This window comes from Streptococcus sp. sy004 (assembly GCF_007859205.1).
In the GTDB taxonomy this organism is placed as follows: Bacteria; Bacillota; Bacilli; order Lactobacillales; family Streptococcaceae; genus Streptococcus.
In genome coordinates, this window is the sequence record NZ_VOHP01000001.1 from 141,431 (window position 1) to 166,382 (window position 24,952).

The 24,952-nt window shown below is 39.0% G+C and carries 23 protein-coding genes; 22 read left to right on the plus strand and 1 reads right to left on the minus strand.

Features of this window, described 5'->3' with window-relative positions:
- Positions 1–14 precede the first annotated feature (14 nt).
- Both rexB and addA read left to right on the plus strand, forming a co-directional pair.
- Positions 15–3,188 (plus strand): ATP-dependent nuclease subunit B, encoded by a 3,174-nt coding sequence (rexB, locus tag FRX54_RS00830; protein ID WP_146460002.1) that lies wholly within the window; start codon positions 15–17, stop codon positions 3,186–3,188.
- Positions 3,178–6,765, plus strand: coding sequence for a helicase-exonuclease AddAB subunit AddA (gene addA, locus FRX54_RS00835; RefSeq protein ID WP_146460004.1), 3,588 nt, complete (start codon positions 3,178–3,180; stop codon positions 6,763–6,765). The genes rexB and addA overlap by 11 nt, the downstream gene beginning before the upstream one ends.
- Before the next feature lie 28 nt (positions 6,766–6,793).
- Here the strand turns inward: addA and FRX54_RS00840 are convergent, their stop codons facing one another.
- Positions 6,794–7,102 (minus strand): hypothetical protein, encoded by a 309-nt coding sequence (locus FRX54_RS00840; RefSeq protein ID WP_146460006.1) that lies wholly within the window; start codon positions 7,100–7,102, stop codon positions 6,794–6,796.
- Positions 7,103–7,281: 179 nt separating this feature from the next.
- Between FRX54_RS00840 and FRX54_RS00845 the strand changes: the two genes are divergently transcribed.
- The 20 genes from FRX54_RS00845 (at position 7,282) to FRX54_RS00940 (ending at position 24,939) form a co-directional block, all read left to right on the plus strand.
- Complete coding sequence (locus FRX54_RS00845; RefSeq protein WP_146460008.1) at positions 7,282–8,271, plus strand: rhodanese-related sulfurtransferase; 990 nt, start codon at positions 7,282–7,284, stop codon at positions 8,269–8,271.
- A gap of 154 nt (positions 8,272–8,425) precedes the next feature.
- A complete protein-coding gene (locus FRX54_RS00850; protein ID WP_146460009.1) occupies positions 8,426–8,698 on the plus strand; it encodes a hypothetical protein in 273 nt (90 codons plus the stop codon).
- A gap of 192 nt (positions 8,699–8,890) precedes the next feature.
- Positions 8,891–9,637: a 2-keto-4-pentenoate hydratase gene (locus FRX54_RS00855; RefSeq protein WP_146460011.1), complete on the plus strand. Its 747-nt coding sequence runs from the start codon at positions 8,891–8,893 to the stop codon at positions 9,635–9,637.
- A 183-nt stretch (positions 9,638–9,820) separates the two neighbouring features.
- Positions 9,821–10,612 (plus strand): enoyl-CoA hydratase, encoded by a 792-nt coding sequence (locus FRX54_RS00860; protein WP_146460013.1) that lies wholly within the window; start codon positions 9,821–9,823, stop codon positions 10,610–10,612.
- A 90-nt stretch (positions 10,613–10,702) separates the two neighbouring features.
- Complete coding sequence (locus FRX54_RS00865) at positions 10,703–11,137, plus strand: MarR family winged helix-turn-helix transcriptional regulator (RefSeq protein ID WP_146460014.1); 435 nt, start codon at positions 10,703–10,705, stop codon at positions 11,135–11,137.
- Positions 11,137–12,111 carry a beta-ketoacyl-ACP synthase III gene (locus tag FRX54_RS00870; RefSeq protein ID WP_146460016.1) on the plus strand — a complete coding sequence of 325 codons (975 nt, stop codon included), beginning with the start codon at positions 11,137–11,139 and terminating at the stop codon, positions 12,109–12,111. Before FRX54_RS00865 ends, FRX54_RS00870 begins: the two co-directional genes overlap by 1 nt.
- A gap of 62 nt (positions 12,112–12,173) precedes the next feature.
- Entirely contained in the window at positions 12,174–12,398 is a 225-nt protein-coding gene (locus FRX54_RS00875; RefSeq protein WP_146460018.1) for an acyl carrier protein, read from the plus strand.
- A 93-nt stretch (positions 12,399–12,491) separates the two neighbouring features.
- Complete coding sequence (gene fabK, locus FRX54_RS00880) at positions 12,492–13,457, plus strand: enoyl-[acyl-carrier-protein] reductase FabK (RefSeq protein ID WP_146460020.1); 966 nt, start codon at positions 12,492–12,494, stop codon at positions 13,455–13,457.
- Between the two features lies 1 nt (position 13,458).
- Entirely contained in the window at positions 13,459–14,388 is a 930-nt protein-coding gene (gene fabD / locus FRX54_RS00885; RefSeq protein WP_146460750.1) for an ACP S-malonyltransferase, read from the plus strand.
- A 3-nt stretch (positions 14,389–14,391) separates the two neighbouring features.
- The gene (gene fabG, locus FRX54_RS00890; RefSeq protein ID WP_146460022.1) at positions 14,392–15,129 is read left to right on the plus strand and encodes a 3-oxoacyl-[acyl-carrier-protein] reductase; all 738 of its coding nucleotides are present in this window, start codon (positions 14,392–14,394) and stop codon (positions 15,127–15,129) included.
- Between the two features lie 39 nt (positions 15,130–15,168).
- The gene (fabF, locus tag FRX54_RS00895; RefSeq protein ID WP_146460024.1) at positions 15,169–16,401 is read left to right on the plus strand and encodes a beta-ketoacyl-ACP synthase II; all 1,233 of its coding nucleotides are present in this window, start codon (positions 15,169–15,171) and stop codon (positions 16,399–16,401) included.
- Between the two features lie 28 nt (positions 16,402–16,429).
- Positions 16,430–16,870: an acetyl-CoA carboxylase biotin carboxyl carrier protein gene (locus tag FRX54_RS00900; RefSeq protein ID WP_398586669.1), complete on the plus strand. Its 441-nt coding sequence runs from the start codon at positions 16,430–16,432 to the stop codon at positions 16,868–16,870.
- Positions 16,867–17,289, plus strand: a complete 423-nt coding sequence (gene fabZ / locus FRX54_RS00905) for a 3-hydroxyacyl-ACP dehydratase FabZ (protein WP_146460028.1) — start codon at positions 16,867–16,869, stop codon at positions 17,287–17,289. Before FRX54_RS00900 ends, fabZ begins: the two co-directional genes overlap by 4 nt.
- A gap of 31 nt (positions 17,290–17,320) precedes the next feature.
- Positions 17,321–18,691 (plus strand): acetyl-CoA carboxylase biotin carboxylase subunit, encoded by a 1,371-nt coding sequence (locus tag FRX54_RS00910; protein WP_146460030.1) that lies wholly within the window; start codon positions 17,321–17,323, stop codon positions 18,689–18,691.
- 8 nt (positions 18,692–18,699) lie between these two features.
- The gene (gene accD / locus FRX54_RS00915; RefSeq protein WP_146460031.1) at positions 18,700–19,566 is read left to right on the plus strand and encodes an acetyl-CoA carboxylase, carboxyltransferase subunit beta; all 867 of its coding nucleotides are present in this window, start codon (positions 18,700–18,702) and stop codon (positions 19,564–19,566) included.
- Entirely contained in the window at positions 19,563–20,333 is a 771-nt protein-coding gene (locus FRX54_RS00920; RefSeq protein ID WP_146460033.1) for an acetyl-CoA carboxylase carboxyl transferase subunit alpha, read from the plus strand. The genes accD and FRX54_RS00920 overlap by 4 nt, the downstream gene beginning before the upstream one ends.
- 87 nt (positions 20,334–20,420) lie before the next feature.
- Positions 20,421–21,776 carry a 23S rRNA (uracil(1939)-C(5))-methyltransferase RlmD gene (rlmD, locus tag FRX54_RS00925; protein ID WP_146460034.1) on the plus strand — a complete coding sequence of 452 codons (1,356 nt, stop codon included), beginning with the start codon at positions 20,421–20,423 and terminating at the stop codon, positions 21,774–21,776.
- Positions 21,777–22,269: 493 nt separating this feature from the next.
- Positions 22,270–22,440, plus strand: a complete 171-nt coding sequence (locus FRX54_RS06295) for a hypothetical protein (RefSeq protein ID WP_186652374.1) — start codon at positions 22,270–22,272, stop codon at positions 22,438–22,440.
- Between the two features lie 290 nt (positions 22,441–22,730).
- The gene (locus FRX54_RS00935) at positions 22,731–23,993 is read left to right on the plus strand and encodes an MFS transporter (RefSeq protein WP_146460038.1); all 1,263 of its coding nucleotides are present in this window, start codon (positions 22,731–22,733) and stop codon (positions 23,991–23,993) included.
- Between the two features lie 109 nt (positions 23,994–24,102).
- Positions 24,103–24,939, plus strand: coding sequence for a hypothetical protein (locus tag FRX54_RS00940; protein ID WP_186652378.1), 837 nt, complete (start codon positions 24,103–24,105; stop codon positions 24,937–24,939).
- The last annotated feature ends 13 nt before the right edge of the window (positions 24,940–24,952 follow it).

Below are 24,952 nucleotides of genomic sequence, written 5' to 3' on the forward strand. Positions count from 1 at the left end.
TAACGAGGTTGTTCATGAAGTTACTTTATACGGATATTTGGCAGGAATTGACACCACTCTTAGTAGAAGAAGCCAAGACACTTGCAAAGGCTGGCAAGCGTGTTTTTTATATTGCACCGAATTCTCTGTCATTTGAAAAAGAAGGTCAAGTGCTAAGGCTCTTACCTGAACGAGCATCTTTTGCGATAACAGTGACCCGTTTTGCCCAAATGGCTCGTTATTTAACACTTAATAACATCAAGCAAGAAGAGACGATTGATGATCAGGGCTTGACCATGATTTTTTATAAGCTTTTGCAGGATTTTTCTGATAGTGACTTGCAGGTCTATCATCGAGTGAGAACAGATCAAGCCTTTATTCAGCAACTGGTGGAACTTTATCAAGAAGTCAAGACCTCTCATTTAGATTGGCTGGATTTAGAGCGATTGGCAGAAAAAGAGAAAGCTAGTGATTTGGTTAAGGTTTTTCAAGCTGTTGATGACTTTTTAGTAGAACATCATCTGAGTCAACAATCTTCGCTGGCCTTTCTTAGTCAAGAGATTTTAGCTGGGCGAGTTGACCTGAGTCAATTTGTGATCATCATTGATGGGTTTACGCGTTTTTCAGCAGAAGAAGCTGACTTAGTTAGACTCTTAGACGCTAATAGTCATGAGGTTATTGTTGGTGTGTATGCCAGTCAAAAAGCCTATCAAGCTCAGTATATTGATGGTCATATTTATCAAGCTAGTGTGACGTTTTTACGAGGCCTATCCAGCCAGTATCAAACTAGACCAATTTATTTGACTTCTTCAGTTCAATCAAAATCTGGTCAGCTTGTGACACAAGCCTTAGAAATGAAGACGAGTTTCACTGTCGGTTCTTTGCCTAAACTATCAGCTAATCCAGATAAGTTACAAATTTGGCAAGCGGCTCAATCAAAAGATGAGATTGAAGCCGTGGCCAAGTCGATTCGTCAACTGGTCCAATCTGATCAAGGTTGGCGCTATCGAGACGTCACGATTTTAGTTGGTGATTTGACCAGTTACCAATTGGAGATAGAAAAAATTTTTCATCAGTTTGATATTCCCTACTATGTTGCAGCCAGTCAGTCTATGGTTGATCATCCTTTGGTTAATTTTATTGAAGCCCTGGAGCGACTGAAAACCTATCATTATCGAGCAGAAGACTTGCTTAATCTTTTGAAATCAGGTCTTTATGGCCAGTTTGATTTAGAGGATTTAGATCAATTTGAAGTCTATCTTAATTATGCTGATGTTAAAGGTTACCGCCAATTTAAGCAAAATTTCACAGCTAAGGGACAAGTTGGCTACGACTTAGATTTTTTGAATGATTTGCGAACAAGAATCATCACTCCTTTAGCCAACTTCTTAAATAGCCGATCACAAAAAGCGACTAGTCTATTGATTAAGTTTAATGACTTTTTGAATCAAGTTGATGTCATGGACAATATGCAAAGGCTAAGTCAGGGCATGAGTCAAGAAGAATTAGAACAACAAGAACAGGTTTGGCAGACTTTTGGTCGCTTATTAGAGCAAGTCCACACAATCTTTGGGTCTAGTAAACTGACGGTGTCTGATTTTCTGTCCATTTTATCAAGTGGTATGCAGGCTAGTCATTATCGTACCCTTCCTGCTACAGTAGATGTGGTCAAAGTCCAATCTTACGACTTAGTTACCCCACATCACAATCACTTCATTTTTGCTTTAGGCATGACTCAAAGTGTTTTTCCTTTGATTAAGCAAAATAAAAGTCTTTTATCAGATGACGAACGGCTACTATTAAATCAGCAGCAAGAAGATCAGGTCGGACTGGATGTGGTTAGTCATGAAAATGGTCCACGAAATCATTATCTGGCGCTTTCGTTACTCAATAGTGCTAGACAACAGTTAGTTTGTAGTTTTAGCCAATCCGCTGCTTCTAGTGATGACTTATCGTCTTATCTGAAGTTTTTAGAAGAATTAGGACTTGAAAAACAAAAACTTAGTGGCGAAAATGATTCGAGTGCTTACAAAGCGATGTTATCTCGTTTGTTGGCAGTCAATCATTTGGAGATTGAAACAGATGACCGTGAGACTTTTTGGCAACAGGCGATTCCTTTTTTACATCAAAAGTTAACAGAAAATGATTTGAAAACAACTCTACTAGACTTGCCGGAAACAGTTCCGATAGCAGCAGAAGTCATGCAGAGATGGTTACCCAAAGACCAGTTACAGTTATCGGTTTCAGCCTTAAGAACCTTTTACGATAATCAGTATTTGTACTTTTTACGTTATTTATTAGGTTTACAAGAACCAGAAAGTATCTATCCAGACGCAAGACAACACGGCTCTTATCTGCATAAGGTTTTAGAATACTTTATGGCTGATCAGTCGGATCAGTCTTTTGATCAGCGTTTCAGTCAGGCGCTTGCTCAGACCAGACAGGATCGCTTTTTAGCACCATTTTATCAACAATCTGCTCAAGGTCAGTTTTCTAGAAGTATTTTAGAAACTATTGCAGTCAGTGTTGCCAATTTCTTAGAAGAAAATAAGGCTATTCACGTCTTAAAACAGGAAGTTCCGTTTCACTTTAATCAGGGTCAGCAATTACAGGTTAGGGGAATCATTGACCGTCTTGATGGCTTGTTCGATGGCAGTCAAGGAATTGTTGATTACAAATCTAGTGCTAAGACTTTTGATTTATTGGATTTTTATAATGGTTTAGATACTCAATTAGTGACTTATTTGCAAGCTTTGAAACAGACAGGTCAAGACCCTTTTGGAGCCATGTATCTTCATTTAACAGAACCACACTTAAAATTAAAAAACATCAAGAAAAAAGAAGAGTTGATTGTTAAAGCCTATAAAACCTTGGCTTATAAGGGACTGTTTTTAGAAGATAAAAAAGAATTTCTGGACAATGGTTATTATCAATTAGACCTATATAGCTCCAAAGATATCGATCGATTATTGGCTTATAATCAAAATCTGTATCAAGCAGCAGAGCGGCAAATTCGAACGGGTCATTTTAAGATTAACCCTTATACAGAGGATGGTCTTAGTGTGGCTGGTCGTCAACTGAAAAATATTACACGTTTTTCATCTGATCAACACATGAGTTATGCTCGTCCCTTGTTGAGAGTTAAGGAACGTGGAGAAAAACGTAAATCTTATTTATTAGGATTGATGGAGGGAAAAGATGAAGATTAAACCATTTTTGACTACTGAAGAAATTGTTAGTCTTCAACAGATTGAAGCAAGCTCAGATAAGTTACAAAAGCGAACCCCAGAGCAGATTGAGGCGATTTATAGTCACGGTAAAAATATTTTGGTATCGGCTTCGGCTGGTTCTGGTAAGACTTTTGTCATGATTGAGCGAATTTTTGACATTATCAGTCGAGGTTATCGGATTGATCAGCTATTCATTTCGACCTTCACCGTTAAGGCCGCAGGAGAGCTTAAGGAACGCTTAGAGAAAAAGTTGAGTCAAGCCTTGACTGAAACAGAAGATGTAGAAACGCGTCAGCACCTATCGACACAAATTCAACAACTCGCCCTAGCTGATATTGGGACCATGGATGCCTTTACCAATAAATTGGTCAGTCGGTATGCCTACCTTTTAGGTCTGTCGCCACGTTTTAGGATTTTACAAGAGCAGAGTGATCGCAGATTGTTACAAGATGAGGTCTTTAGTGAGTTATTTCCTTCTTATCTAGAAGGAAAATCGAGTCGAGATTTTGTGCGTTTGGTTAGTAATTTTTCAGCCAATCGTAAGGATAGTAAGGCTTTTCAAGAGGTCGTTTATGCCATTTATGAGTTTAGTCAAAGTATGCCCAATCCAAAAGCTTGGATAAAAGACATCCTTTTAAGTGGTCATAGCAAGTTTTTAAATTTGGATCACTTACCAGAATCTTGGGTGGAGCAACTACTTGCCACTTTGGAGCAAACAGCTGATGCTGTGGAAAACTTAACGCAACTGCCAGACTATCCGCAAGTGACTAAAGCCAACAAACCAACAGCGAAATATAAAAATCACCTACAACAAATTCAAACTCTTAGAGAAACCCGTGAACAGTTGTTGAATGGTGATAAGTCATCCTTTAGTCAACTTCTTGCTCATTTAACCCAAGTACTGCCAACTGGCGAAGAAGTAACCGTCAATAAAGTTGCCTATCCCATCTATACAGCTATACAATTTCATCTGGCTCGTTTTCGTCACTTAGAGACGATTTTGAATTATCAAGGACAAGCAAGCCCACTTTTAGCCATCTTACGAGATTTTATTGATGATTTTTCACAACAATTCTTACAATTAAAAATTCAAGAAAATGCCCTAGAATTTAGTGATATTTCTCATTTTGCTATTGAACTTTTAGAAAATCATGAACAGTTACGTCAACAATTTCAAGATGGTTATGTTGAAGTCATGGTGGACGAATACCAGGATAACAATCACTTGCAAGAACGCTTACTTGATTTATTGTCTAATGGTCGTAATCGCTTCATGGTGGGCGATATCAAGCAATCTATTTATCGTTTTCGTCAGTCAGATCCAAATATTTTCAAGTCACAGTTTGATCGTTATCAGACAAATCCAGATCAAGGTCAGTTGATTCTTCTAAAAGAAAATTTTCGTAGCCAATCCAGTGTTTTAGACACAACTAATGCTTTCTTTCGTCGCTTGATGGATGAGAGTATTGGCGATGTTCGTTATGACCAAAGTCATCAGTTATTGGTGGGAAGTCCTGCCCAAGAGGTGACTGATAAACAGTTTCAGACCCAGTTTTATCTTTATGACCTTGATCAAAAAGACGAACAGTCAGAAGTGGGCGAAGCTGACTTGATTGCTAGGGAAATCATCAAACTTCATCAACAAGGTGTCAATTTTGACCAGATTTGCTTATTAGTACCTTCTAGAACGGCAAATGACAAGCTAACCAAGATTCTAAGCCAGTATGGTATTCCTGTTGTTGTCGATGAACAGGCTAAAAATTACCTCCAGTCGATTGAAGTCATGGTCATGCTCGATACCTTAAGAACGATCAATAATCCTCTTAATGATTATCCCTTGGTGGCTCTCTTACGCTCTCCTATGTTTGCTTTTAATGAAGATGATTTGGCTAGAATCGCTCTGCAATCCAAGGAAAAAATCCCCTTTTATCAAAAATTACAGTTAGCAATTACCCATGAGGGAGAAGCCATTGATTTGATTGATGTGGATTTAGAACAACGCTTGAAAAAATTTAATCATTGCCTTGATAAATGGCGTCAAGCTGCTAAGGTTAAACGTCTATATCATCTGATTTGGCAGATTTATGAAGAAAAATTTTATTATGATTATGTTGGTGCTTTACCAAAAGGTCAGCAAGCACAAGCTAATCTTTATGCTTTGGCCAGTCGTGCCCATCTATTTGAACAAACAGGCTTTAAAGGGCTAACTCGCTTTATTCAAATGATTGATAAGGTTCTAGCTAATCAGCATGATTTGGCTAATGTGGAGTTGCCTGTTAATCAAAATGCCGTCAATCTCATGACCATTCATAAAAGTAAGGGATTAGAGTTTGACTATGTCTTTGTTCTAAATCTTGCCAAAGAATTTAACAAACAATCATCAAGGCAGTCCTTTACCTTGAGTCGTGATTTAGGTTTGGGAATACAATACGTGGCAGATATGAAGGCAGAGTTTGATACCAACTTGGCTAGTTTACCGGTTAGCTTAGATACCCTCGCTTATCAAGTCATCAAAGAACAAAATGATTTAGCGGATTTATCAGAACGCTTGCGACTGCTCTATGTAGCAATGACGAGAGCCAAGAAAAAACTGTACTTGATTGGTCAAGCCAGTCAAGAAAAATTTACCAGTCGAGAAGCCTCACCAAAGACAGCAGAAGGCTACTTGGCAGTTAATGTTCGTCAGAGTGCATCTAGCTTTCAAGATTTGTTGCTAGCAACCTTAGCCACATTTCCTCAAAAAGATTTTGCTCTGAATTTAGATTTTGTTGGTCCGGATGACTTAACCCCAGACAAGATTGGTCAACTAGATGATTGCCCACTTACTATTGACGAAATTCTAAACGAGAATTCTCAGGCTCAATTCGCTCAAGCACTTAGAGATTTAGAAGCAGCCTTGACCTATAATAAGAAATTTGAAGCAGCTATTACCTTGCCTAGTGTTCGCACACCTAGTCAACTTAAATCCCTTTATCAGCCAGTGACAGAGTTAGAGGGGGTTGCCATACTAGATAAGGAAGATATTCGTCTTGACTTCTCACTTCCAGATTTTAAATCATCTAAACCTCTGTCACCAGCAGCTTTGGGAAGTGCTACTCACCAACTTATGCAACTCTTACCTTTATCTGAACAAGTTGATTTATCTCAACTTAAGACCACTTTAGCTCAGCTTGATGTTGATAAAAATGTGAAACGCCACATTGATTTAGGCAAGCTAGCAGCTTTTTTCCAAACGGATTTAGGCTTGTTATTACAGAGACATCATCACCTTGTTCAACGTGAAGCCCCTTTTTCCATGTTACATCAAGATGAAGCTAGCGGAGAAGATTATATTATTCGTGGGATTTTGGATGGTTATCTTGTACTAGATGATCGGATTATTCTATTTGATTATAAAACCGATCGTTTTAGTGATAAACAGGTTTTGATCAATCGCTACCGTAACCAAATGACTCTCTACGCCCAAGCCTTATCACAATCTTACCAGATTGAAACCGTTGAAAAATATCTCATTTTATTAGGTGGCAAGCAATTAGAAGTGGTTCAAGTACCATAAAAAAAAGACTGAATGTTATTCAGTCTTTTTATAGTAAAAAATGCTCAATCTTAAAGTTCAAGTCAGGGTAGTTGTCAATCAATTCTTGGCTGGTTTCTTGATAGAGCTTGCGAATGTCAGCAATCTTATCTGGAAATTCATGTCCGATATAATGGGATTGACATTCCAAGGTTAGAAACAATTCATGAAAAAGTTGATTCATGCTTAGGAGCTTTTGATGAAGTTGATCATTGTCAACTAGAAAACCAGGCACTTCGTATTTAGACATCAACAGTGAATCAACAACAGGCTTTTTGACAGGATAGGTTCCATATTCCAAGCTAAATTCGTAGGTCATGAGATCTCCTTTGGATTTGTTTGCCCCTATTTTATCATAAAATCAAAAAAACGAACAGATTTGCCACCTTTTGAATTAGTGATAAAAAAGTTTGGCAAGGCTTTGCAATTTTGACCAAAAGATAGTAAAATAAAAGTGGTTGATCTATCAATCTATTGCAAAGATTAAAGGAGATAAGCATGGCTGAAAAAATTAGAGTACTGCTCTATTATAAGTATGTGCCAATTGAAAATGCGCAAGAATATGCAGCAGAACATTTGGCATTCTGTAAGTCAATCGGACTAAAAGGTCGTATTTTGATTGCCGATGAGGGAATCAATGGTACCGTTTCTGGTGACTATGAAACCACTCAAAAGTATATGGACTGGGTACATAGCGATGAACGTTTCGCTGACTTGTGGTTCAAGATTGACGAAGAAAATGAACAGGCTTTCCGTAAGATGTTTGTTCGCTATAAAAAAGAAATCGTTCATCTTGGTTTAGAAGATAATGATTTTGATAGCGACATCAATCCATTGGAAACAACAGGTGAATACCTATCACCAAAACAATTTAAGGAAGCCCTCCTTGACGAAAATACAGTCGTTTTGGATACGCGTAATGACTATGAGTATGATTTAGGTCATTTCCGTGGTGCCATTCGTCCAGACATTCGCAATTTCCGTGAATTACCACAATGGGTTCGTGATAACAAAGAAAAATTCATGGACAAACGTGTTGTCGTTTACTGTACAGGTGGCGTCCGTTGTGAGAAATTCTCAGGTTGGATGGTTCGTGAAGGTTATAAAGATGTTGGTCAATTACATGGTGGTATTGCCACTTATGGTAAAGATCCAGAAGTGCGTGGTGAACTATGGGAAGGTAAGATGTACGTCTTTGATGACCGTATTGCCGTTGATGTTAACCACGTTGATCCAACAGTGATTGGTAAGGACTGGTATGACGGTTCATCGTGTGACCGTTACGTTAATTGTGCAAATCCATTCTGTAATCGCCAAATCTTCTCAACAGAAGAAAATGAACATAAATATGTTCGTGGTTGTTCTGCAGAATGTCGTGCTCATGAAAGAAACCGCTATGTTGTTGAGCACGGATTGACCCATGAAGAATGGGCAGCTCGTTTAGCGGAAATCGGTGAAACTTTGGAGTTTCATAGTTTATCAAATTAAACATTATCCTAACTAGTTAGCTTATTGCTAGCTAGTTTTTTGTTTGCTATCAAAGGGAAATAATAGACAAGCAAACGTGTAAGTGGTAAACTAGTTTTAGAAAACGATTTCAAACTGTCCTAAATTTTTGTCGCTAATATAAAGGAGTCTAGTCATGAACAAGCAGTTATTGCACCTTATCAAGCGTGGTAGTATCTTTTATCTATTTTTAGTCGTTATTGATTTACTAATAGAACTATTTCAGATCACTAAGAGTGGAACGATTATCACACTTTTTGGTGTAAAGATTATCAGTAAAATCACGCCGAATGAATTAAACACAACCTTTTTATTACACGATCGATTACTGATTTCTTATCTTGTGACGATGCTTGCCTTTCTACTAGGAGCTTATTTCGTCAATAAGAAGAAATTTAGTAGCCCATAAAACAAAGACATGAAACCATCCCTAGCAAACATAATAGAATAAAGTCCTTAAAGACATCAAGAAGAGAACTTGGTGTCTTTTTATTTATTAAAATAATTCAATTTATTATTTTTGTTTAATTATTCTGAAAACAACTTGACAATCTAAATCTTTTGACATATAATAATGAAAACAAAATGAAGGAGTATTATGATGACAACAGTTGAAAAATTATACCAAGCCTATAAAACCAATCAACCATTACCCTTGGGGCAGGTTGAAGCGACAACTAAGGAAGAAGCCTATGCTATCCAAGACGGTGTTCTTGCTCTTAAAGAAGCAGATGGTCAAACACTCAAAGGGTATAAAATCAGTTTAACTAGTCAAAAGACACAAGATCTTTTCAACAGTGATTCGCCGCTTTATGGTGGGATGACGGATGTTACTGTGAAACACACTTACTCCCTAAAAGATTACAATCAGCCGCTTTTAGAGTTGGAATTGGTCTTTTTAACCGAAGATGAGTTATTGCCAACAGATTCTTTAGAAGAGCTAATGGCTAAGTGTAGAGTAGCTCCTGGTTTAGAAGTGCCAGATGCGCGTTATCAAGATTGGTTCCCTAAAGCTAGTTTGTATGAGGTTATCGCTGATGGTGCGGTTAATGGTGGTGTAGCTTATGGGGAAGCTAAGAAAGTGAGCTTGGAAGATATTGCAGATGTGGCAGGTCAACTTTTCTTTAATGATGAGTTGGTAACTGAAGGACGCTCGACAGAAGTTTTGGGGCATCCTGTTCATTCACTTAAATGGTTGGTTGATACCCTAGCTGAACATGGTAAGACTCTCCCAGCAGGCATGTTTGTTTCATCAGGGACTTTTGTAATGCCAGTGAAGTTAGAAGTTGGAACATATAAGGCAGTTTATGACAATCTTGGTTCAGTTGAGCTAGTTGTGACAGAATAAGGTTTTGAAAAATCACAAAAATAGCAAGTGTTGATAAAACGCTTGCTATTTTTGTTTGATAACTAAATAATTTTATTATAAAACTTTTTTCTTGCCAATCTTTATTTTTTAATGTAGAATAAGGTTAATCTGAAAAATGGTTTGAAAATCAAATCATTTTAAGGGGAAGGAGGAAGAGAAAAGATGACCTATAAGGGAATTATTTATACGGTGGAAGATCAAGTGGCGACACTTACTTTTAATCGTCCAGACGTTTCTAATGGTTTTAACATTCCTATGTGTCAGGAAATTTTGGATGTTTTAGATAAAGTGGCTCAAGATGATCAGATCAGCCTCCTAATGATTAAGGCCAATGGCAAAGTGTTTTCAGTCGGTGGTGATTTGGTTGAAATGCAACGAGCTGTTGAGGCAGACGATGTGCAATCCTTGGTGTTAATTGCTGATTTGGTTAATCAGATTTCATTTGCGATTAAAAAATTACCCAAGCCAGTCATCATGAGTATTGATGGTGCGGTGGCTGGTGCGGCAGCTAATATGGCTGTTGCTGCAGATTTTGTGATTGCAAGCGAGCAAACCAAATTCATTCAAGCCTTTGTCAATGTTGGCTTGGCTCCAGATGCGGGTGGCTTATTTTTGATGACACGAGCGGTTGGAGCAAACCGAGCAACCCAATTAGCCATGACTGGTGAGGGCTTGTCGGCTGAAAAAGCTCTTGATTATGGTATTGTCTATCGGATGTGTCCGGCTGATAAATTGGAAAAAACGACGACTCAGTTGATTAAAAAACTCTTGCGTGGCTCTATCAATTCTTATCGAGCTATCAAAGAGATGGTTTGGGCTTCTGAATTTCAAGATTGGCAGGCCTATACTAAGTTAGAATTAGACTTGCAAGAGAACTTGGCATTCAAAGAAGACTTCAAAGAGGGGGTTCGTGCCTATGCCGAACGTCGTCGTCCACGATTTACAGGTCAATAATTTTTGGCAAACCATAGCATATAGTTGCTTATGATTAGAAAAGTTGGTATAATTTGAGAGTCAAATTTTGTCAAAAATCAGGAGATCAGCATGGAATACGATCAAATAAACGAATACCTTGTTAATATTTTTAATCGGATTCTAATCATTGAAGAGATGAGTCTGCGAACCAGTCAATTCAATGATGTTTCTCTCAAAGAAATGCACACGATTGAAATTATTGGCAAAGGCTCTCAAGTGACACCGAGTGATATTGCGCGTGAGCTGATGGTCACATTGGGAACAGTCACGACTAGTTTGAACAAACTTGAAAAAAAGGGTTATGTTCAACGGGCCAGATCTGATGTTGATCGACGAGTGGTTTACCTTAGTCTAACAAAAAAAGGAAGATTACTGAATCGTCTGCATGCCAAATTCCACAAGTCTATGGTCACTCACATCATTGAGGATCTTGATCCAGCTGAGATTGATATTTTGACTAGAGGTTTGGGCAATCTTCATCAATTTTTGGAGGATTTAGTCTAATGGTTTTTGCAAAAATTAGTCAGGTTGCTCATTATGTGCCTGACCAAATCGTGACGAACGATGATCTTTCTCAGATTTTGGAAACCAGTGATGAGTGGATTTGTTCACGCACTGGGATTACGCAAAGACGTATTAGTCGAGAACAGTCAACCAGTGATTTGGCTTTAGAAGTGGCTAAGCAGCTTTTAGCCAAGGCAAACTTGGATCCTTTGGAGCTTGACTTTGTTATTGTAGCAACGATTACTCCTGACTCTCTTATGCCATCAACGGCTGCGCGAGTTCAGGCTGGTTTAGCTGCTAAAAATGCTTTTGCTTTTGACTTGACGGCGGCGTGTAGTGGGTTCACCTTTGCTTTGTCGATGGGACAAAAGTTAATCGAATCTGGGACTTATGCTAAGGGCTTGATTTTAGGGGCAGAAACCTTGTCCAAGGTGCTAGATTGGTCGGATCGCAGCACGGCTGTTTTATTTGGTGATGGGGCAGGTGGGGTACTGTTAGAACAATCTGACACCAAGCATTTTTTAGCTGAATCACTGAATTCTGATGGTAGTCGTGGTCAAGGTCTGGTATCTAGTGTGACAGCTTTGAACTCGCCTTACTCGATTCAAGGAGAGAATCAGCCCTATTTAACCATGGATGGTCGAGCTATTTTTGACTTTGCTATTCGTGATGTGTCAAAAAGCATTATGACTTTGCTTGATAGCTCGGCGATTGACAAAAATCAGATAGATTATTTGTTGTTACATCAAGCCAATCGTCGTATCTTGGAGAAAATGTCTAAGAAGATGGGGATTGCTTTGGAGAAATTTCCAGCTAATATGATGTCTTATGGCAATACCAGTGCCGCCAGTATTCCGATTTTATTATCAGAATGTGTGGCAGATGGTCGTATCAGATTGGATGGGACACAGACCATTCTTTTGTCAGGCTTCGGTGGAGGTTTGACATGGGGTAGTCTAATTGTTAAAATGTAGTTATCAAAACTTGTGCCTAGCACAAGATAAAATTATTATTTATTTTTAAGGAGAATAGAAACATGGCAGTATTTGAAAAAGTACAAGAAATTATCGTTGAAGAACTTGGTAAAGAAACAGAAGAAGTAAAATTGGAAACAACTTTCGATGAGTTGGATGCGGATTCATTAGATGTATTCCAAGTAATTTCAGAAATCGAAGATGCTTTTGACATTCAAATCGAAACTGAAGAAGGTCTTAACACAGTTGGCGACCTAGTTGCTTATGTAGAAGACAAAACTAAATAAGGTGGCTTAAGAATATTCTAATTTTAGAGTATTCTTAAATCTTATTTATATAGTTTGATAATCAAATTACCGATTGAGGGTTAATGTTACAAGATGAAAACAAAAATTACTGACTTACTAAAGATTAAATATCCGATTTTTCAAGGGGGGATGGCTTGGGTTGCTGACGGTGATCTAGCTGGAGCAGTATCAAATGCCGGTGGTTTAGGAATCATTGGTGGTGGTAATGCTCCTAAAGAAGTGGTTAAAGCTAATATTGATCGTGTTAAAGCAATCACCGATAAACCGTTTGGAGTGAATATCATGCTACTCTCTCCTTTTGCTGATGACATTGTTGATTTGGTCATTGAAGAAGGGGTTAAGGTCGTGACAACTGGGGCAGGTAATCCTGGCAAATACATGGAACGATTCCATGAAGCAGGGATTGTGGTTATTCCAGTGGTTCCAAGCGTAGCTCTGGCGAAACGTATGGAAAAATTAGGAGCAGACGCTGTTGTAGCCGAAGGTATGGAAGCAGGTGGTCATATCGGTAAATTAACAACCATGGCCTTGGTTCGTCAGGTTTCCGCTGTGGTTAATATTCCAGTCATTGCTGCCGGAGGTATTGCTGATGGTTACGGAGTTGCGGCTGCCTTTATGCTAGGAGCTGAGGCTGTTCAGGTAGGCACACGTTTTGCAGTTGCCAAAGAGTCCAATGCTCATCAAAATTTTAAGAACAAGATTCTTAAAGCCAAGGATATTGATACGGTTGTGTCAGCTTCCATTGTTGGACATCCAGTGCGTGCCATTAAAAATAAACTGTCAACCACCTATGCCAAGGCCGAGCAAGATTATATGCGTGGTCTAAAAGATGAGCAAGAAATCGAAGAATTGGGAGCGGGTGCTTTGCGTAATGCGGTGGTTGATGGTGATGTAGATTTTGGTTCAGTTATGGCAGGTCAAATTTCAGGGTTGATTGATAAAGAAGAAACCTGTGAAGCCATTTTGAAAGACCTCTATTATGGTGCGGCAGACATTATCCAAATGCAAGCCAGTCGCTGGTCAGATGTGGAGAAGTAGTATGGGAAAGACAGCCTTTTTATTCGCTGGTCAGGGGGCACAAAAGCTAGGTATGGCTTATGACCTGTTCCAAAAATACGCTTGTGTTCAGGAAACCTTTGCTCAAGCCAATGATATTTTGGGTTATGATTTACGATTTTTAATTGATCGTGAAGAAGATAAGTTACATCAAACCCGTTATACTCAGCCGGCTATTTTCACAACTTCAGTAGCGATTTTTCGCTTGTTGCAAGAAAAAGGCTTGTCAACTGATATGGTGGCGGGTTTGTCCTTGGGGGAATATTCAGCCTTGGTCGCTTCAGGTAGCCTAGCATTTGAAGAGGCTTTGCCCTTGGTTGCTAAACGAGGTCAGCTGATGGAAACAGCTGCTCCTAAAGGAACAGGTAAGATGGTAGCTGTCTTAAATACACCAGTAGACGCTATTGAAGAAGCCTGTCGTCAAGCGTCAGTCAAAGGAGTGGTTAGTCCAGCCAATTACAATACCCCTAATCAAATTGTTATCGGTGGTCAGATTGGAGCTGTCAATGAAGCTGTAGAACTACTGAAAAATGAAGGGGTTAAACGTTTGATCCCCTTAAATGTATCTGGTCCTTTTCATACGGCCTTGCTTGAGCCTGCTAGTCAAGAATTAGCTAAGATTCTTGAAACGGTATCCTTTTCTGACTTTGCTATTCCTTTGATTGGTAATACAGAGGCCAAGGTGATGGAACAATCACAAATCAAATCACTCTTGACACGGCAGATTATGGAACCAGTTCGTTTCTACGAGTCGATTGAACAAATGAGAGCCATGGGAGCAACACGTTTTATCGAGATTGGTCCAGGTCAGATTTTGAGTGGCTTTATTAAGAAGATTGACAAGCAACTCATGTCAGCTCATGTGGAAGACGAGTCTAGTTTGATGGATTTATTGGCAAAAATGGAGATTTAATAAATGGAATTACAAGGAAAAAATGTTTTTATAACAGGCTCAAGTCGAGGAATTGGCTTGGCTGTTGCTCATCGTTTTGCTAGTCTTGGGGCTAATGTAATTTTGAACGGTCGTCGTCCAATTTCAGCTCAACTTTTAGAAGAGTTTGAGGTTTATAAGGTTAAGATCTTGGCGATTTCTGGTGATGTGGCTGACGGAGTAGATGCGAAACGAATGATTGAAGAAGCTATTGCTAGTTTGGGTAGCGTTGATATTTTGATCAATAATGCAGGTATAACCAACGACAAATTGATGTTGAAGATGACAGAAGATGACTTTGAAGCTGTCTTGAAAATCAATCTGACTGGGGCATTTAACATGACACAATCGGTCCTAAAACAGATGACAAAAGCTCGTCAAGGTGCTATTATTAACATATCAAGTGTGGTTGGGTTGACTGGTAATATTGGTCAAGCTAATTACGCAGCGTCCAAGGCTGGGCTTATTGGGTTTACCAAGTCGGTTGCTCGTGAAGTAGCTGGTCGTGGTATTCGTGTCAATGCGGTGGCACCAGGTTTTATTGAGTCAGATATGACAGATGCTATGGCAGATAAGGTCAAGGAAGTAGCCCTTACTCAAATTCCCATGAAACGGATTGGTAAGCCAGAAGAAGTGGCAAGTTTAGTGACTTTTTTGGCAGAACAAGAGTATCTAACAGGTCAAGTCCTTGCTATTGATGGTGGCATGACCATGCAAGGCTAATCTTATAGCCCTGAATGAAAGAAATTAAAAGGTAAAGAAATGACAGTTAATCGAGTTGTAGTAACAGGTTATGGTGTGACCTCACCGATTGGAAATACACCTGAGGAATTTTGGAAGAGTTTAGAAACTGGTCAAATTGGGATTGGTCCTATTACACGTTTTGACACATCAGAGATTCCTGTTCATAATGCAGGTGAAATTAAGGATTTTCCCTTTGATAAGTATTTTGTTCGCAAGGACAAAAATCGGATGGACATGTATTCTATCTACGCTATTTATGCAACCTTAGAAGCCTTGGAGAATGCTGGGTTAGACATGGCTAGTGTCAACCGTGAACGCACAGGTGTCATTGTGTCGTCTGGTATTGGTGGCCTTCAAGAAATGCAGGAGCAAATCATTCGTTTGCATGAAAAAGGGATGAAACGCATTCAGCCGATGTTTGTGCCAAAAGCACTGTCTAATATGGCGGCAGGAAATATTGCTCTTCGTATTGGTGCTCAAGGTGTTTGTAAATCAATTACTACTGCTTGTGCTTCAGCCAATGATGCCATTGGTGAAGCCTTTCGTGAAATTAAATTCGGCTTGCAAGATGTGGTCTTAGCGGGTGGTGCAGAAGCAACCATCAATGAAATTGGTATCGGTGGTTTTAATGCCTTGACAGCCCTATCAACAACAGAAGATCCTACTCGTTCGTCTATTCCTTTTGACAAGGATCGTAATGGTTTTGTTATGGGCGAAGGTGCAGGTGTCTTGGTGCTTGAAAGTCTTGAACACGCTCAAAAACGTGGAGCAACCATCCTGGCTGAAGTTGTTGGCTACGGTAATACCTGTGATGCCTATCATCAAACCAGTCCATCACCAGACGGTTCTGGAGCAGCTAGGGCCATGCGTTTAGCGATTGAAGAGGCTGGTATTACAGCATCAGATGTGGATTATGTCAATACCCACGGTACCTCAACACCGGCTAATGAAAAAGGCGAAAGCCAAGCCATTGTTGCAGTGGTTGGTCGTCAAGTTCCTGTATCGTCAACCAAATCGTTTACAGGTCACTTACTTGGAGCAGCAGGTGGGGTGGAAGCTATTGCGACCATTGAAGCCATGCGTCATGGTTTTATTCCCATGACAGCTGGTACACAAGAACTATCAGAAGATATTGAGGCAAATGTCGTTTATGGTCAAGGCCAAGAGGCAGAAATTAAGTATGCCTTGTCAAACACTTTTGGTTTTGGTGGTCATAATGCGGTAACCGCCTTTAAGCGTTGGGAGGATTAAGGTGAATATTGCAGAAATCAAAGATTTGATGGCACAATTTGACCAATCAAGTCTAAAAGAATTTACATATCGTAATGGTTCAGACGAGCTAAGCTTTAGTAAAAATGACATTAAAGTCACTGCCAATCAAGTTGTTCAACCAGTAGAAGAAGTAAAATCAGTGCCTACTCAAGAGAACCAACAACCAGTTGCTGAAACGACAGAAGAAGTAGTTGTTGCGGCAGAATTTGCAGAGGGCGACGTTGTTGAAAGTCCCTTGGTTGGGGTGGCTTACCTAGCCCCATCTCCAGACAAGCCAGCTTTTGTTTCTGTTGGCGATCGTGTCACCAAAGGACAAACCTTACTGATTATTGAAGCCATGAAAGTCATGAATGAAGTGCCTGCACCATGTGATGGTGTGGTGACTGAAATTTTGGTTACTAATGAAGAAGTGATTGAATTTGGTAAAGGATTGGTACGCATTAAATGATTGATATTAAAGCGATTCAAGAAGCCCTACCTCATCGCTATCCCTTTCTGTTAGTGGATCGTGTTTTAGAGGTCAAAGAAGATGAAATTGTTGCTCTAAAAAATGTGACCATCAATGAACCTTTTTTTCAAGGGCATTTTCCAAACTATCCTGTCATGCCAGGTGTTTTGATTATGGAAGCCTTAGCTCAGACAGCAGGTGTCTTAGAATTATCCAAAGCAGGTAATCAAGGCAAGCTAGTCTTTTATGCAGGTATGGATAAGGTCAAATTCAAAAAACAGGTGGTTCCAGGAGATCAGCTCATCATGACAGCTAAATTTATCAAGCGTCGTGGTACCATTGCAGTGGTTGAAGCCAAGGCTGAAGTTGATGGTCAATTAGCAGCCAGTGGTGTTTTGACCTTTGCAATTGGTGGTTAATCAAAGATAAAAAGAGAGGGAGTTATCCTCCATGTTTAAAAAACTATTGATTGCTAACCGTGGTGAAATTGCCGTGCGAATTATTCGTGCAGCAAGAGAATTGGGGATTGCTACGGTAGCAGTGTATTCAGAAGCGGATAATGATTCGTTGCATACGATTTTGGCTGACGAGGCTATTTGTATTGGACCAGCCAAGTCAACGCATTCTTATCTCGATATGAACAGTGTCTTGTCAGCAGCTATTGTGACTGGGGCAGAAGCCATTCATCCAGGGTTTGGTTTTTTGAGTGAAAACTCTAAATTCGCTACCATGTGTGAAGAAATGAACATCAAGTTTATTGGGCCAAGTGGCTTAGTCATGGACAAGATGGGCGATAAAATCAATGCTCGTAAGGAAATGCTAAAAGCCAATGTGCCAGTAATCCCTGGTTCAGAAGGTGAAGTCACAACAAGTGATGAGGCACTTCAAATTGCAGAAAGTGTTGGCTATCCAGTTATGCTAAAAGCCTCAGCTGGTGGTGGTGGTAAGGGAATTCGTAAGGTTAGTCGCAAGGAAGACTTGGTGGCTGCCTTTGAATCGGCTTCCCAGGAAGCCCTAGCTGCCTTTGGCAATGGAGCCATGTATATCGAAAAAGTGATTTATCCAGCACGTCATATTGAAGTGCAAATCTTAGGTGATAGTTATGGCAATATCGTTCATTTGGGTGAGCGTGACTGTTCTTTACAACGAAATAATCAAAAAGTGTTAGAAGAAAGTCCGTCGATTGCCATTGGTCAAACTTTGCGTCAGCAAATGGGAGAAGCTGCAGTAAGGGCTGCCAAGGCCGTTTCTTATGAAAATGCAGGAACGATTGAGTTCCTTTTGGATGAATCATCAGGTCAATTCTTCTTTATGGAGATGAATACCCGCGTTCAAGTGGAGCATCCCGTTACCGAGTTTGTCACAGGTATTGATATTGTCAAGGAACAAATCAAAATCGCTGCTGGGCAACCCTTGAACGTCAGTCAAGATGAGATTCGCTTGACGGGTCATGCTATTGAATGTCGTATTAACGCTGAAAATCCAGCCTTTAACTTTGCACCAAGCCCAGGTAAGATTACAGACCTTTATTTACCAAGTGGTGGTGTGGGTGTGCGAGTGGATTCGGCAGTTTATCAAGGTTACACGATTCCTCCCTACTATGACAGCATGATCGCTAAGGTCATTGTTCATGGGGATAATCGTTTTGATGCTTTGATGAAGATGCAGCGTGCCTTATACGAGTTAGAGATTGAAGGTGTGGTGACCAATAGTGATTTTCAGCTTGATTTAATTTCCGACAAACGTGTGATTGCAGGGGATTATGACACATCTTTCTTGATGGAAACCTTTTTGCCTGCTTACAATCAAAAGGATAATTAGGAGGTCTTATGGCTTTATTTAGTAAAAAAGATAAATCTATTCGTATCAGTCCTAACCGTTCCTTGCGTCAAAAACAAACTCGTGATGTGCCAGAAGTTCCAGATGAGCTATTTGCCAAGTGTCCGTCTTGTAAGCATATCATCTACCAAAAAGATTTGGGAGTGGCAAAGATTTGTCCTTCTTGTGGTTATAATTTTCGGATTTCAGCCCAAGAACGTCTAGCTTTAACAGTGGATGAGGGAACTTTTGAAGAGTTGTTTACTGGCTTGGAAACGACTAATCCCTTAAATTTTCCAAATTATGATGAGAAATTACGTCAGGTTCGCAAAGCTACAGGTCTTGATGAGGCCGTGGTAACTGGTCTTGCTAAGATTAAGGGGCAAGAATTAGCCTTGGCAATCATGGATGCTCGCTTTATCATGGCTAGCATGGGGACGGTTGTTGGTGAAAAGATAACAAGATTGTTTGAACTAGCTACTAAGCAAGGTTTGCCAGTTGTGATTTTTACGGCCTCTGGGGGAGCTAGGATGCAAGAGGGAATTATGAGTTTGATGCAGATGGCCAAAATCTCAGCAGCAGTCAAACGACATTCTAATGCTGGTCTTTTTTACCTGACAGTTCTAACGGACCCAACGACTGGTGGCGTAACAGCTAGTTTTGCCATGGAAGGGGATATTATTCTGGCTGAACCTCAGGCTTTGATTGGTTTTGCTGGTCGCCGTGTCATTGAAACGACGGTGCGTCAAACCTTGCCAGAAGATTTTCAAAAAGCAGAGTTTCTCTTGGCCCATGGTTTTGTTGATGCTATTGTGCCAAGAATGGACTTGCGTGAACAAATTGCGAAATTGCTAGCCTTTCATGGAGGTGTCAAATGAGTCGAGTTGCAAGAATTGTAAAAGAAGCCAGAGACCAAAGTCGATTGACAGCCCTTGATTACGCCCACCAAGTGTTTGATGATTTTATGGAATTACATGGAGATCGTCAGATGGCTGATGATGGAGCTATTATTGGTGGATTGGCTTATTTGGCAGGTCGTCCAGTGACAGTGATTGGGATTCAAAAAGGGAAAAATCTACAGGATAATCTGAATCGTCGTTTTGGTCAACCCAATCCAGAAGGCTATCGTAAAGCACTGCGTCTGATGAAACAAGCCGAAAAATTTGGTCGTCCTGTCATTACCTTTATCAATACTGCAGGTGCTTATCCAGGTATTGAGGCTGAAGAACGTGGTCAAGGTGAAGCGATTGCTAGAAATTTGATGGAAATGAGTGACCTCAAAGTGCCAATTATCGCTGTGATTATTGGTGAGGGTGGCTCAGGTGGTGCCTTAGCCCTAGCAGTTGCTGACCGTGTTTGGATGTTGGAACACACCATTTATGCGGTACTCAGCCCAGAAGGTTTTGCCTCTATCTTATGGAAAGACGGTACACGGGCCAATGAAGCGGCTGAGTTAATGAAAATTACCGCAGCTGAACTGTTTCAGATGAAGGTAATTGATAAGATTATTGCAGAGCATGGTTATTTTACCAGTGAGACCTTAGACTTTTTGAAAGCTAGTTTGATTGAAGAATTGGATCATCTAACAAAACTACCAGTAGAACAGCTTTTAGAAGAACGTTATCAACGCTTTAGAAAATATTAAGAGAGGTTGGCAGAGCCAGCCTTTTCTTATTGACGTAAAAGTCTTTTTGATTTTATGCTATAATAAGGGGAATAAAAGGAGAAAAAAATGCAAAAAAATGATATTATCTGTGGTGTTCAAGTGACTGATTTGAGCCATGACGGTTTGGGTGTGGTTAGACATGAAGGCAAGGTCTTTTTTGTGGATAATGCTCTACCAAATGAAGAAATTGACATGCGAATCTTGAAATTAGCTAAGAACATTTCTTATGGAAAAGTTGAGCGTTGGATTAGTCAATCGCCCTATCGACAAGAGGACGTGGCTTTGGCTTATTTGCGGACAGGTATTGCGGATTTGGGACATCTAGCCTATGATCAGCAGCTATTATTTAAGGCAGAACAGGTTAGAAAAAGTTTGTCGAAAATTGCAGGGCTTAAAGAAAGTCTAGTCCTAGACACCTTGGGTATGGAGAAGCCCTTGGCTTATCGTAATAAGGCTCAAGTCCCTGTTCGCCGTGTCAATGGTCAGCTAGAAACAGGTTTTTTCCGTAAGCAGTCACATGATTTAATTCCCCTTTCTGATTATTACATTCAACATCCAGAGATTGATCAACTAATCAATGCAACCCGTGATTTATTGCGTCGTTTGGACTTAAAAGCCTATGATGAAGAGGCTCACACAGGTTTGATTCGTCATATTTTGGTAAGGCGTGGACATTATTCAGGTCAGCTCATGTTGGTCTTGGTGACGACTCGTCCAAAGATTTTTCGTATTAAGCAATTGATTGAACACTTGACGAAATCTTTTCCAAATTTGGTGTCGATTATTCAAAACATCAACGATCAAAAGACCAATGTGATTTTAGGTAAAGCGTTTCGCACCTTGTATGGTTCGCCGACCATTAGCGATCAACTAATAGGCAACCATTATGAAATTTCAGCCCAGTCTTTCTATCAGGTTAATACCTCTATGGCTGAAAAACTGTATCAAACAGCTATTGAATTTGCTGATTTGACGCCGAGTGATGTGGTCATTGATGCCTACTCAGGTATTGGAACGATTGGCTTATCTTTTGCCAAGCATGTTAAGGCGGTCTATGGTGTCGAAGTTGTCGAGCAAGCCGTAGAGGATGCCAAAGCCAATGCCAAACGTAACGACATTAGTAACGCTCATTATCAGGCAGGGCCTGCTGAAAAAGTTATGTCCCAGTGGTTAAAAGATGGTCTTGCAGCAGATGTGATTATTGTTGACCCACCACGCAAGGGCTTAACAGAAAGTTTCATTGATGCAAGTAGTCAAATGGGAGCTAAAAAGATTGTTTATATCTCTTGTAACCCAGCGACTATGGCGCGTGACATCAAGCACTATCACCAATTAGGTTACCAGCTCATCAAAAGCCAACCAGTTGACCTCTTCCCACAGACACATCATGTAGAGGTGGTCAGCTTGCTCGTGAAGGTTTAGAATGAAATTTTGATAGGTATAGCAATCATATCTATAATATTAAGAAACAACACTTGAAGTTAAGAAAAATATGATTTAGATAATGGAGAGTATTATTTGGTATTATTTAATGTTTTTGATGTTGTGAGTATCTATTATGTTAGGTATAGTGTGTATTACTTATTATATAACTTTATTATTTAGTAAGGGAGCTTAATATGTTAAAAAAATAGGAATTGTTAGTATCGTTTTGTATATAATTATTCTCTTCTTCTTGAGGAGATATCATATTATAAACAATACAGAAACGGTTTTGTTGAATGGGGTATGTTTAATGTTATTAATTTTTTTAAGATATTTTTTCAAAAATAACTAATAATCAAGAATATATGAGAATAAATTATCTTACCAACAAGTGATTTGTTCAAAAGAATTTTTAGAAAAATATTTTATTGATGTTTATCCTATCGGAGATCAAAGAAGAGATCTGCCATATATTAGTTTCAACAAGATTGTGGGTGTGATAGATATTGGCGAATATAGGGAAAAATATGGAGAACATATTTACTATGGATACGGCTTTACTTATCGTGAGTGTTCAGATGGTCGTTATGTAGTTAAGTTTGCGACAAAAAGAGACTATCCCATTCCTGTCATTGAAAAATCGATCCAGTTAGACTATTAAGTCAAATGGTATGCAGTAGAAGAAAGTTGTATCTATGTATCGAGATTTGAATGGCGAAATGGCATTGAAGAAAAGGTAGTTCTACTTGATGAGTCATTTGACGATTGGTATGGCGCGGAAGAAACCAATGAACTAGGAGATACTCTAGAAGATTGTGATCATTTGATTTGGTACTATTTAGCTGAAAAATTTGTGACTTGGCAAGTTAAACCGTAATGATAGTGGAATTAGTTGATACTTTCTTGCTAATAGTATAGGCCTTTGACTTTAGGTCTAGATAGGAGAAGATGATGAAAAAAATCTTACGAAACAGATTATACATGAAAATTTTAATGTCAGATTTGGTATCCAATTTTGGCGATGCCGTGTACTATCTCGCCTTGATGACCTATATTACTGAGATTAAGAATAGTAGTTTGGCCGTATCTGCTATCAACCTTTCAGAAACCTTGCCGATATTGTTTACCATACTGTTTGGTTTTCTGGCAGATAGAACCATGAATAAGGTCGGGATGATTATTAAAACCTTATGGCTAAGGATGTTATTGTATCTGGCAGTTGCAGTTGCCATGACCTTCCAACCGTCTTTAGTGATTGCCTTATTTGCTAGTTTGGTGAATTTCGTGTCGGATATTTTAGGGCAGTATGAAAATGGTTTGTTTTATCCAATTTCTAATCAAATCATAGAGGAAGCAGATAGAGAAGAAGTGATTGCTTTTAGGCAAACACTGACGTCAACTTTGGCTATTATGTTTCAAGTTACAGGTGTTCTCTTGCTTACTCTTATAAGCTATGCAAGTTTAGCCATGCTCAATGCCTTGAGTTTTTTATGCAGTCTTTTGATTATCTTATCGGTAAAAAATCAACTGACTCATGCTTCTAGTGAGAAAAACTTGAGTGAAATCAAATTAAATACCATCGTTTCGGACTTGGTGTTAGATTTGAAATTATCGGTTAGGCAGTTGTTTTCGATAAAAGACATAAAAAGTGTTTTGCTGACGATTCCGATTCTCAATGGAAGTTTAGCTATTATGACTTCCTTAGTGGTCATCAATCTCTCTCAGACGCCTACTTTGATTTTGTTCAATAAGGCCACAACCATTTCACTTTTGGGGATAAGTACTGTTTTAGGTGGGATTTTAGGTGGAGCTTTGGTTTTGACAAACAATTATTTCAAAGGTCTATCCATATCAACCCTATTAAAAATCAATCTTTTCTTCGTCGTAGGCTTCTTTGTGGCACTTTATTTGCAAAATATAGTTGGCATTTTACTTATGTCTTTTCTGTCAAGCCTGTTTGTAAGTGCCTTAAACCCCAAAATGGGAGCACTTGTTTTCAATAATATTGAAGAAGATAAATTGGCGACAATCTTTGGTGGTATGGTAACCTATTTTCAAGTTGGAGATATTATCTCTAAAGCATTGTTCTCAATAATAGTCTTATCTCTATCTTCGCAGCAGATTAGTTTGCTTTATCTAGTAATTGTTTTGTTAGCACTTATTTATCTATTATTTTCTAAAAAGTCCACAACAAATGATCAATCCGTTAACTAAAATAATGTTGATAACAATTAATAAGGAACCATTATTCTTATATTAGTTGACTGTAAATATAAATTTATATAAAATAACATAAATAAGATTATTGTAAATGGAGAAAAATATGCAAATGGAAGAACATGTTTCTAGCACTTATCTTTATACTTTCTTTGAACATCATGAGGATTGGACAAAACCAGCTAATCTTCTCATTTATCAAGGTGATAGTCCGACCAATCTTAATCTGTATAAAACCCTGAGTATTGTTGGTCGTGATCCGTCTATTACAAAAAAAGGAGAAACCTACTATATTGCTATCACTGATCCTAGTGTTGATGATAAAAGAGATTTGACAATTTATACAACAAAAGATTTTGAAACCTTTAATTATTTTTCAATTGCCGCAGGTCTGACCAATACCAATAGTCCACATGTTTGGGCACCAGACTTTTTTACAGATTTGTCTGGTCAAGATTGGATTATTGTTTCGCTTAATGATCGTGGACAGGAAGCAAACTATGAAGGCACGCAAGAATTATCTTTTAGTCCTTATATCATTCCAATCAATCTTGAAACAATGGTAGCAGGTCAACCTCAAAAATTAATTTTAGAAGACAAAAATTATATTGATGGACACATTTTTATTAAGGATGATGTTTATCAATTGATGATCAAAGATGAAAAGAATAAGAAGTTGGAACTTTGGGAAAGTCAAGATCTGATAAATTGGTCTAAAGTTTATAATCAAATCCCTAATACAGGTCGTTGGATTGAGGGTGCTTTTATTTTGCAAGATGAGATGACTAAAGACTACACGATTTACATGGATCAATATGTTGGTCATGAAGAACAAACGCCAGGGATGTATTATATAACAACTTCTGATTTTGAAACATTCAGTGAGCGTCAAGTATTAGATACTGATCAACGCTTACGTCATGGTTTTGGTATTTGTTTGTGAGAAGAAGTGATAA

Bases quoted from the DNA above. Each gene is read 5' to 3' on its own strand.
- rexB (WP_146460002.1), top strand. From the start codon at position 15: ATGAAGTTACTTTATACGGATATTTGGCAGGAATTGACACCACTCTTA.
- addA (WP_146460004.1), top strand. From the start codon at position 3,178: ATGAAGATTAAACCATTTTTGACTACTGAAGAAATTGTTAGTCTTCAA.
- FRX54_RS00840 (WP_146460006.1), bottom strand. From the start codon at position 7,102: ATGACCTACGAATTTAGCTTGGAATATGGAACCTATCCTGTCAAAAAG.
- FRX54_RS00845 (WP_146460008.1), top strand. From the start codon at position 7,282: ATGGCTGAAAAAATTAGAGTACTGCTCTATTATAAGTATGTGCCAATT.
- FRX54_RS00850 (WP_146460009.1), top strand. From the start codon at position 8,426: ATGAACAAGCAGTTATTGCACCTTATCAAGCGTGGTAGTATCTTTTAT.
- FRX54_RS00855 (WP_146460011.1), top strand. From the start codon at position 8,891: ATGACAACAGTTGAAAAATTATACCAAGCCTATAAAACCAATCAACCA.
- FRX54_RS00860 (WP_146460013.1), top strand. From the start codon at position 9,821: ATGACCTATAAGGGAATTATTTATACGGTGGAAGATCAAGTGGCGACA.
- FRX54_RS00865 (WP_146460014.1), top strand. From the start codon at position 10,703: ATGGAATACGATCAAATAAACGAATACCTTGTTAATATTTTTAATCGG.
- FRX54_RS00870 (WP_146460016.1), top strand. From the start codon at position 11,137: ATGGTTTTTGCAAAAATTAGTCAGGTTGCTCATTATGTGCCTGACCAA.
- FRX54_RS00875 (WP_146460018.1), top strand. From the start codon at position 12,174: ATGGCAGTATTTGAAAAAGTACAAGAAATTATCGTTGAAGAACTTGGT.
- fabK (WP_146460020.1), top strand. From the start codon at position 12,492: ATGAAAACAAAAATTACTGACTTACTAAAGATTAAATATCCGATTTTT.
- fabD (WP_146460750.1), top strand. From the start codon at position 13,459: ATGGGAAAGACAGCCTTTTTATTCGCTGGTCAGGGGGCACAAAAGCTA.
- fabG (WP_146460022.1), top strand. From the start codon at position 14,392: ATGGAATTACAAGGAAAAAATGTTTTTATAACAGGCTCAAGTCGAGGA.
- fabF (WP_146460024.1), top strand. From the start codon at position 15,169: ATGACAGTTAATCGAGTTGTAGTAACAGGTTATGGTGTGACCTCACCG.
- FRX54_RS00900 (WP_398586669.1), top strand. From the start codon at position 16,430: ATGGCACAATTTGACCAATCAAGTCTAAAAGAATTTACATATCGTAAT.
- fabZ (WP_146460028.1), top strand. From the start codon at position 16,867: ATGATTGATATTAAAGCGATTCAAGAAGCCCTACCTCATCGCTATCCC.
- FRX54_RS00910 (WP_146460030.1), top strand. From the start codon at position 17,321: ATGTTTAAAAAACTATTGATTGCTAACCGTGGTGAAATTGCCGTGCGA.
- accD (WP_146460031.1), top strand. From the start codon at position 18,700: ATGGCTTTATTTAGTAAAAAAGATAAATCTATTCGTATCAGTCCTAAC.
- FRX54_RS00920 (WP_146460033.1), top strand. From the start codon at position 19,563: ATGAGTCGAGTTGCAAGAATTGTAAAAGAAGCCAGAGACCAAAGTCGA.
- rlmD (WP_146460034.1), top strand. From the start codon at position 20,421: ATGCAAAAAAATGATATTATCTGTGGTGTTCAAGTGACTGATTTGAGC.
- FRX54_RS00935 (WP_146460038.1), top strand. From the start codon at position 22,731: ATGAAAAAAATCTTACGAAACAGATTATACATGAAAATTTTAATGTCA.
- FRX54_RS00940 (WP_186652378.1), top strand. From the start codon at position 24,103: ATGCAAATGGAAGAACATGTTTCTAGCACTTATCTTTATACTTTCTTT.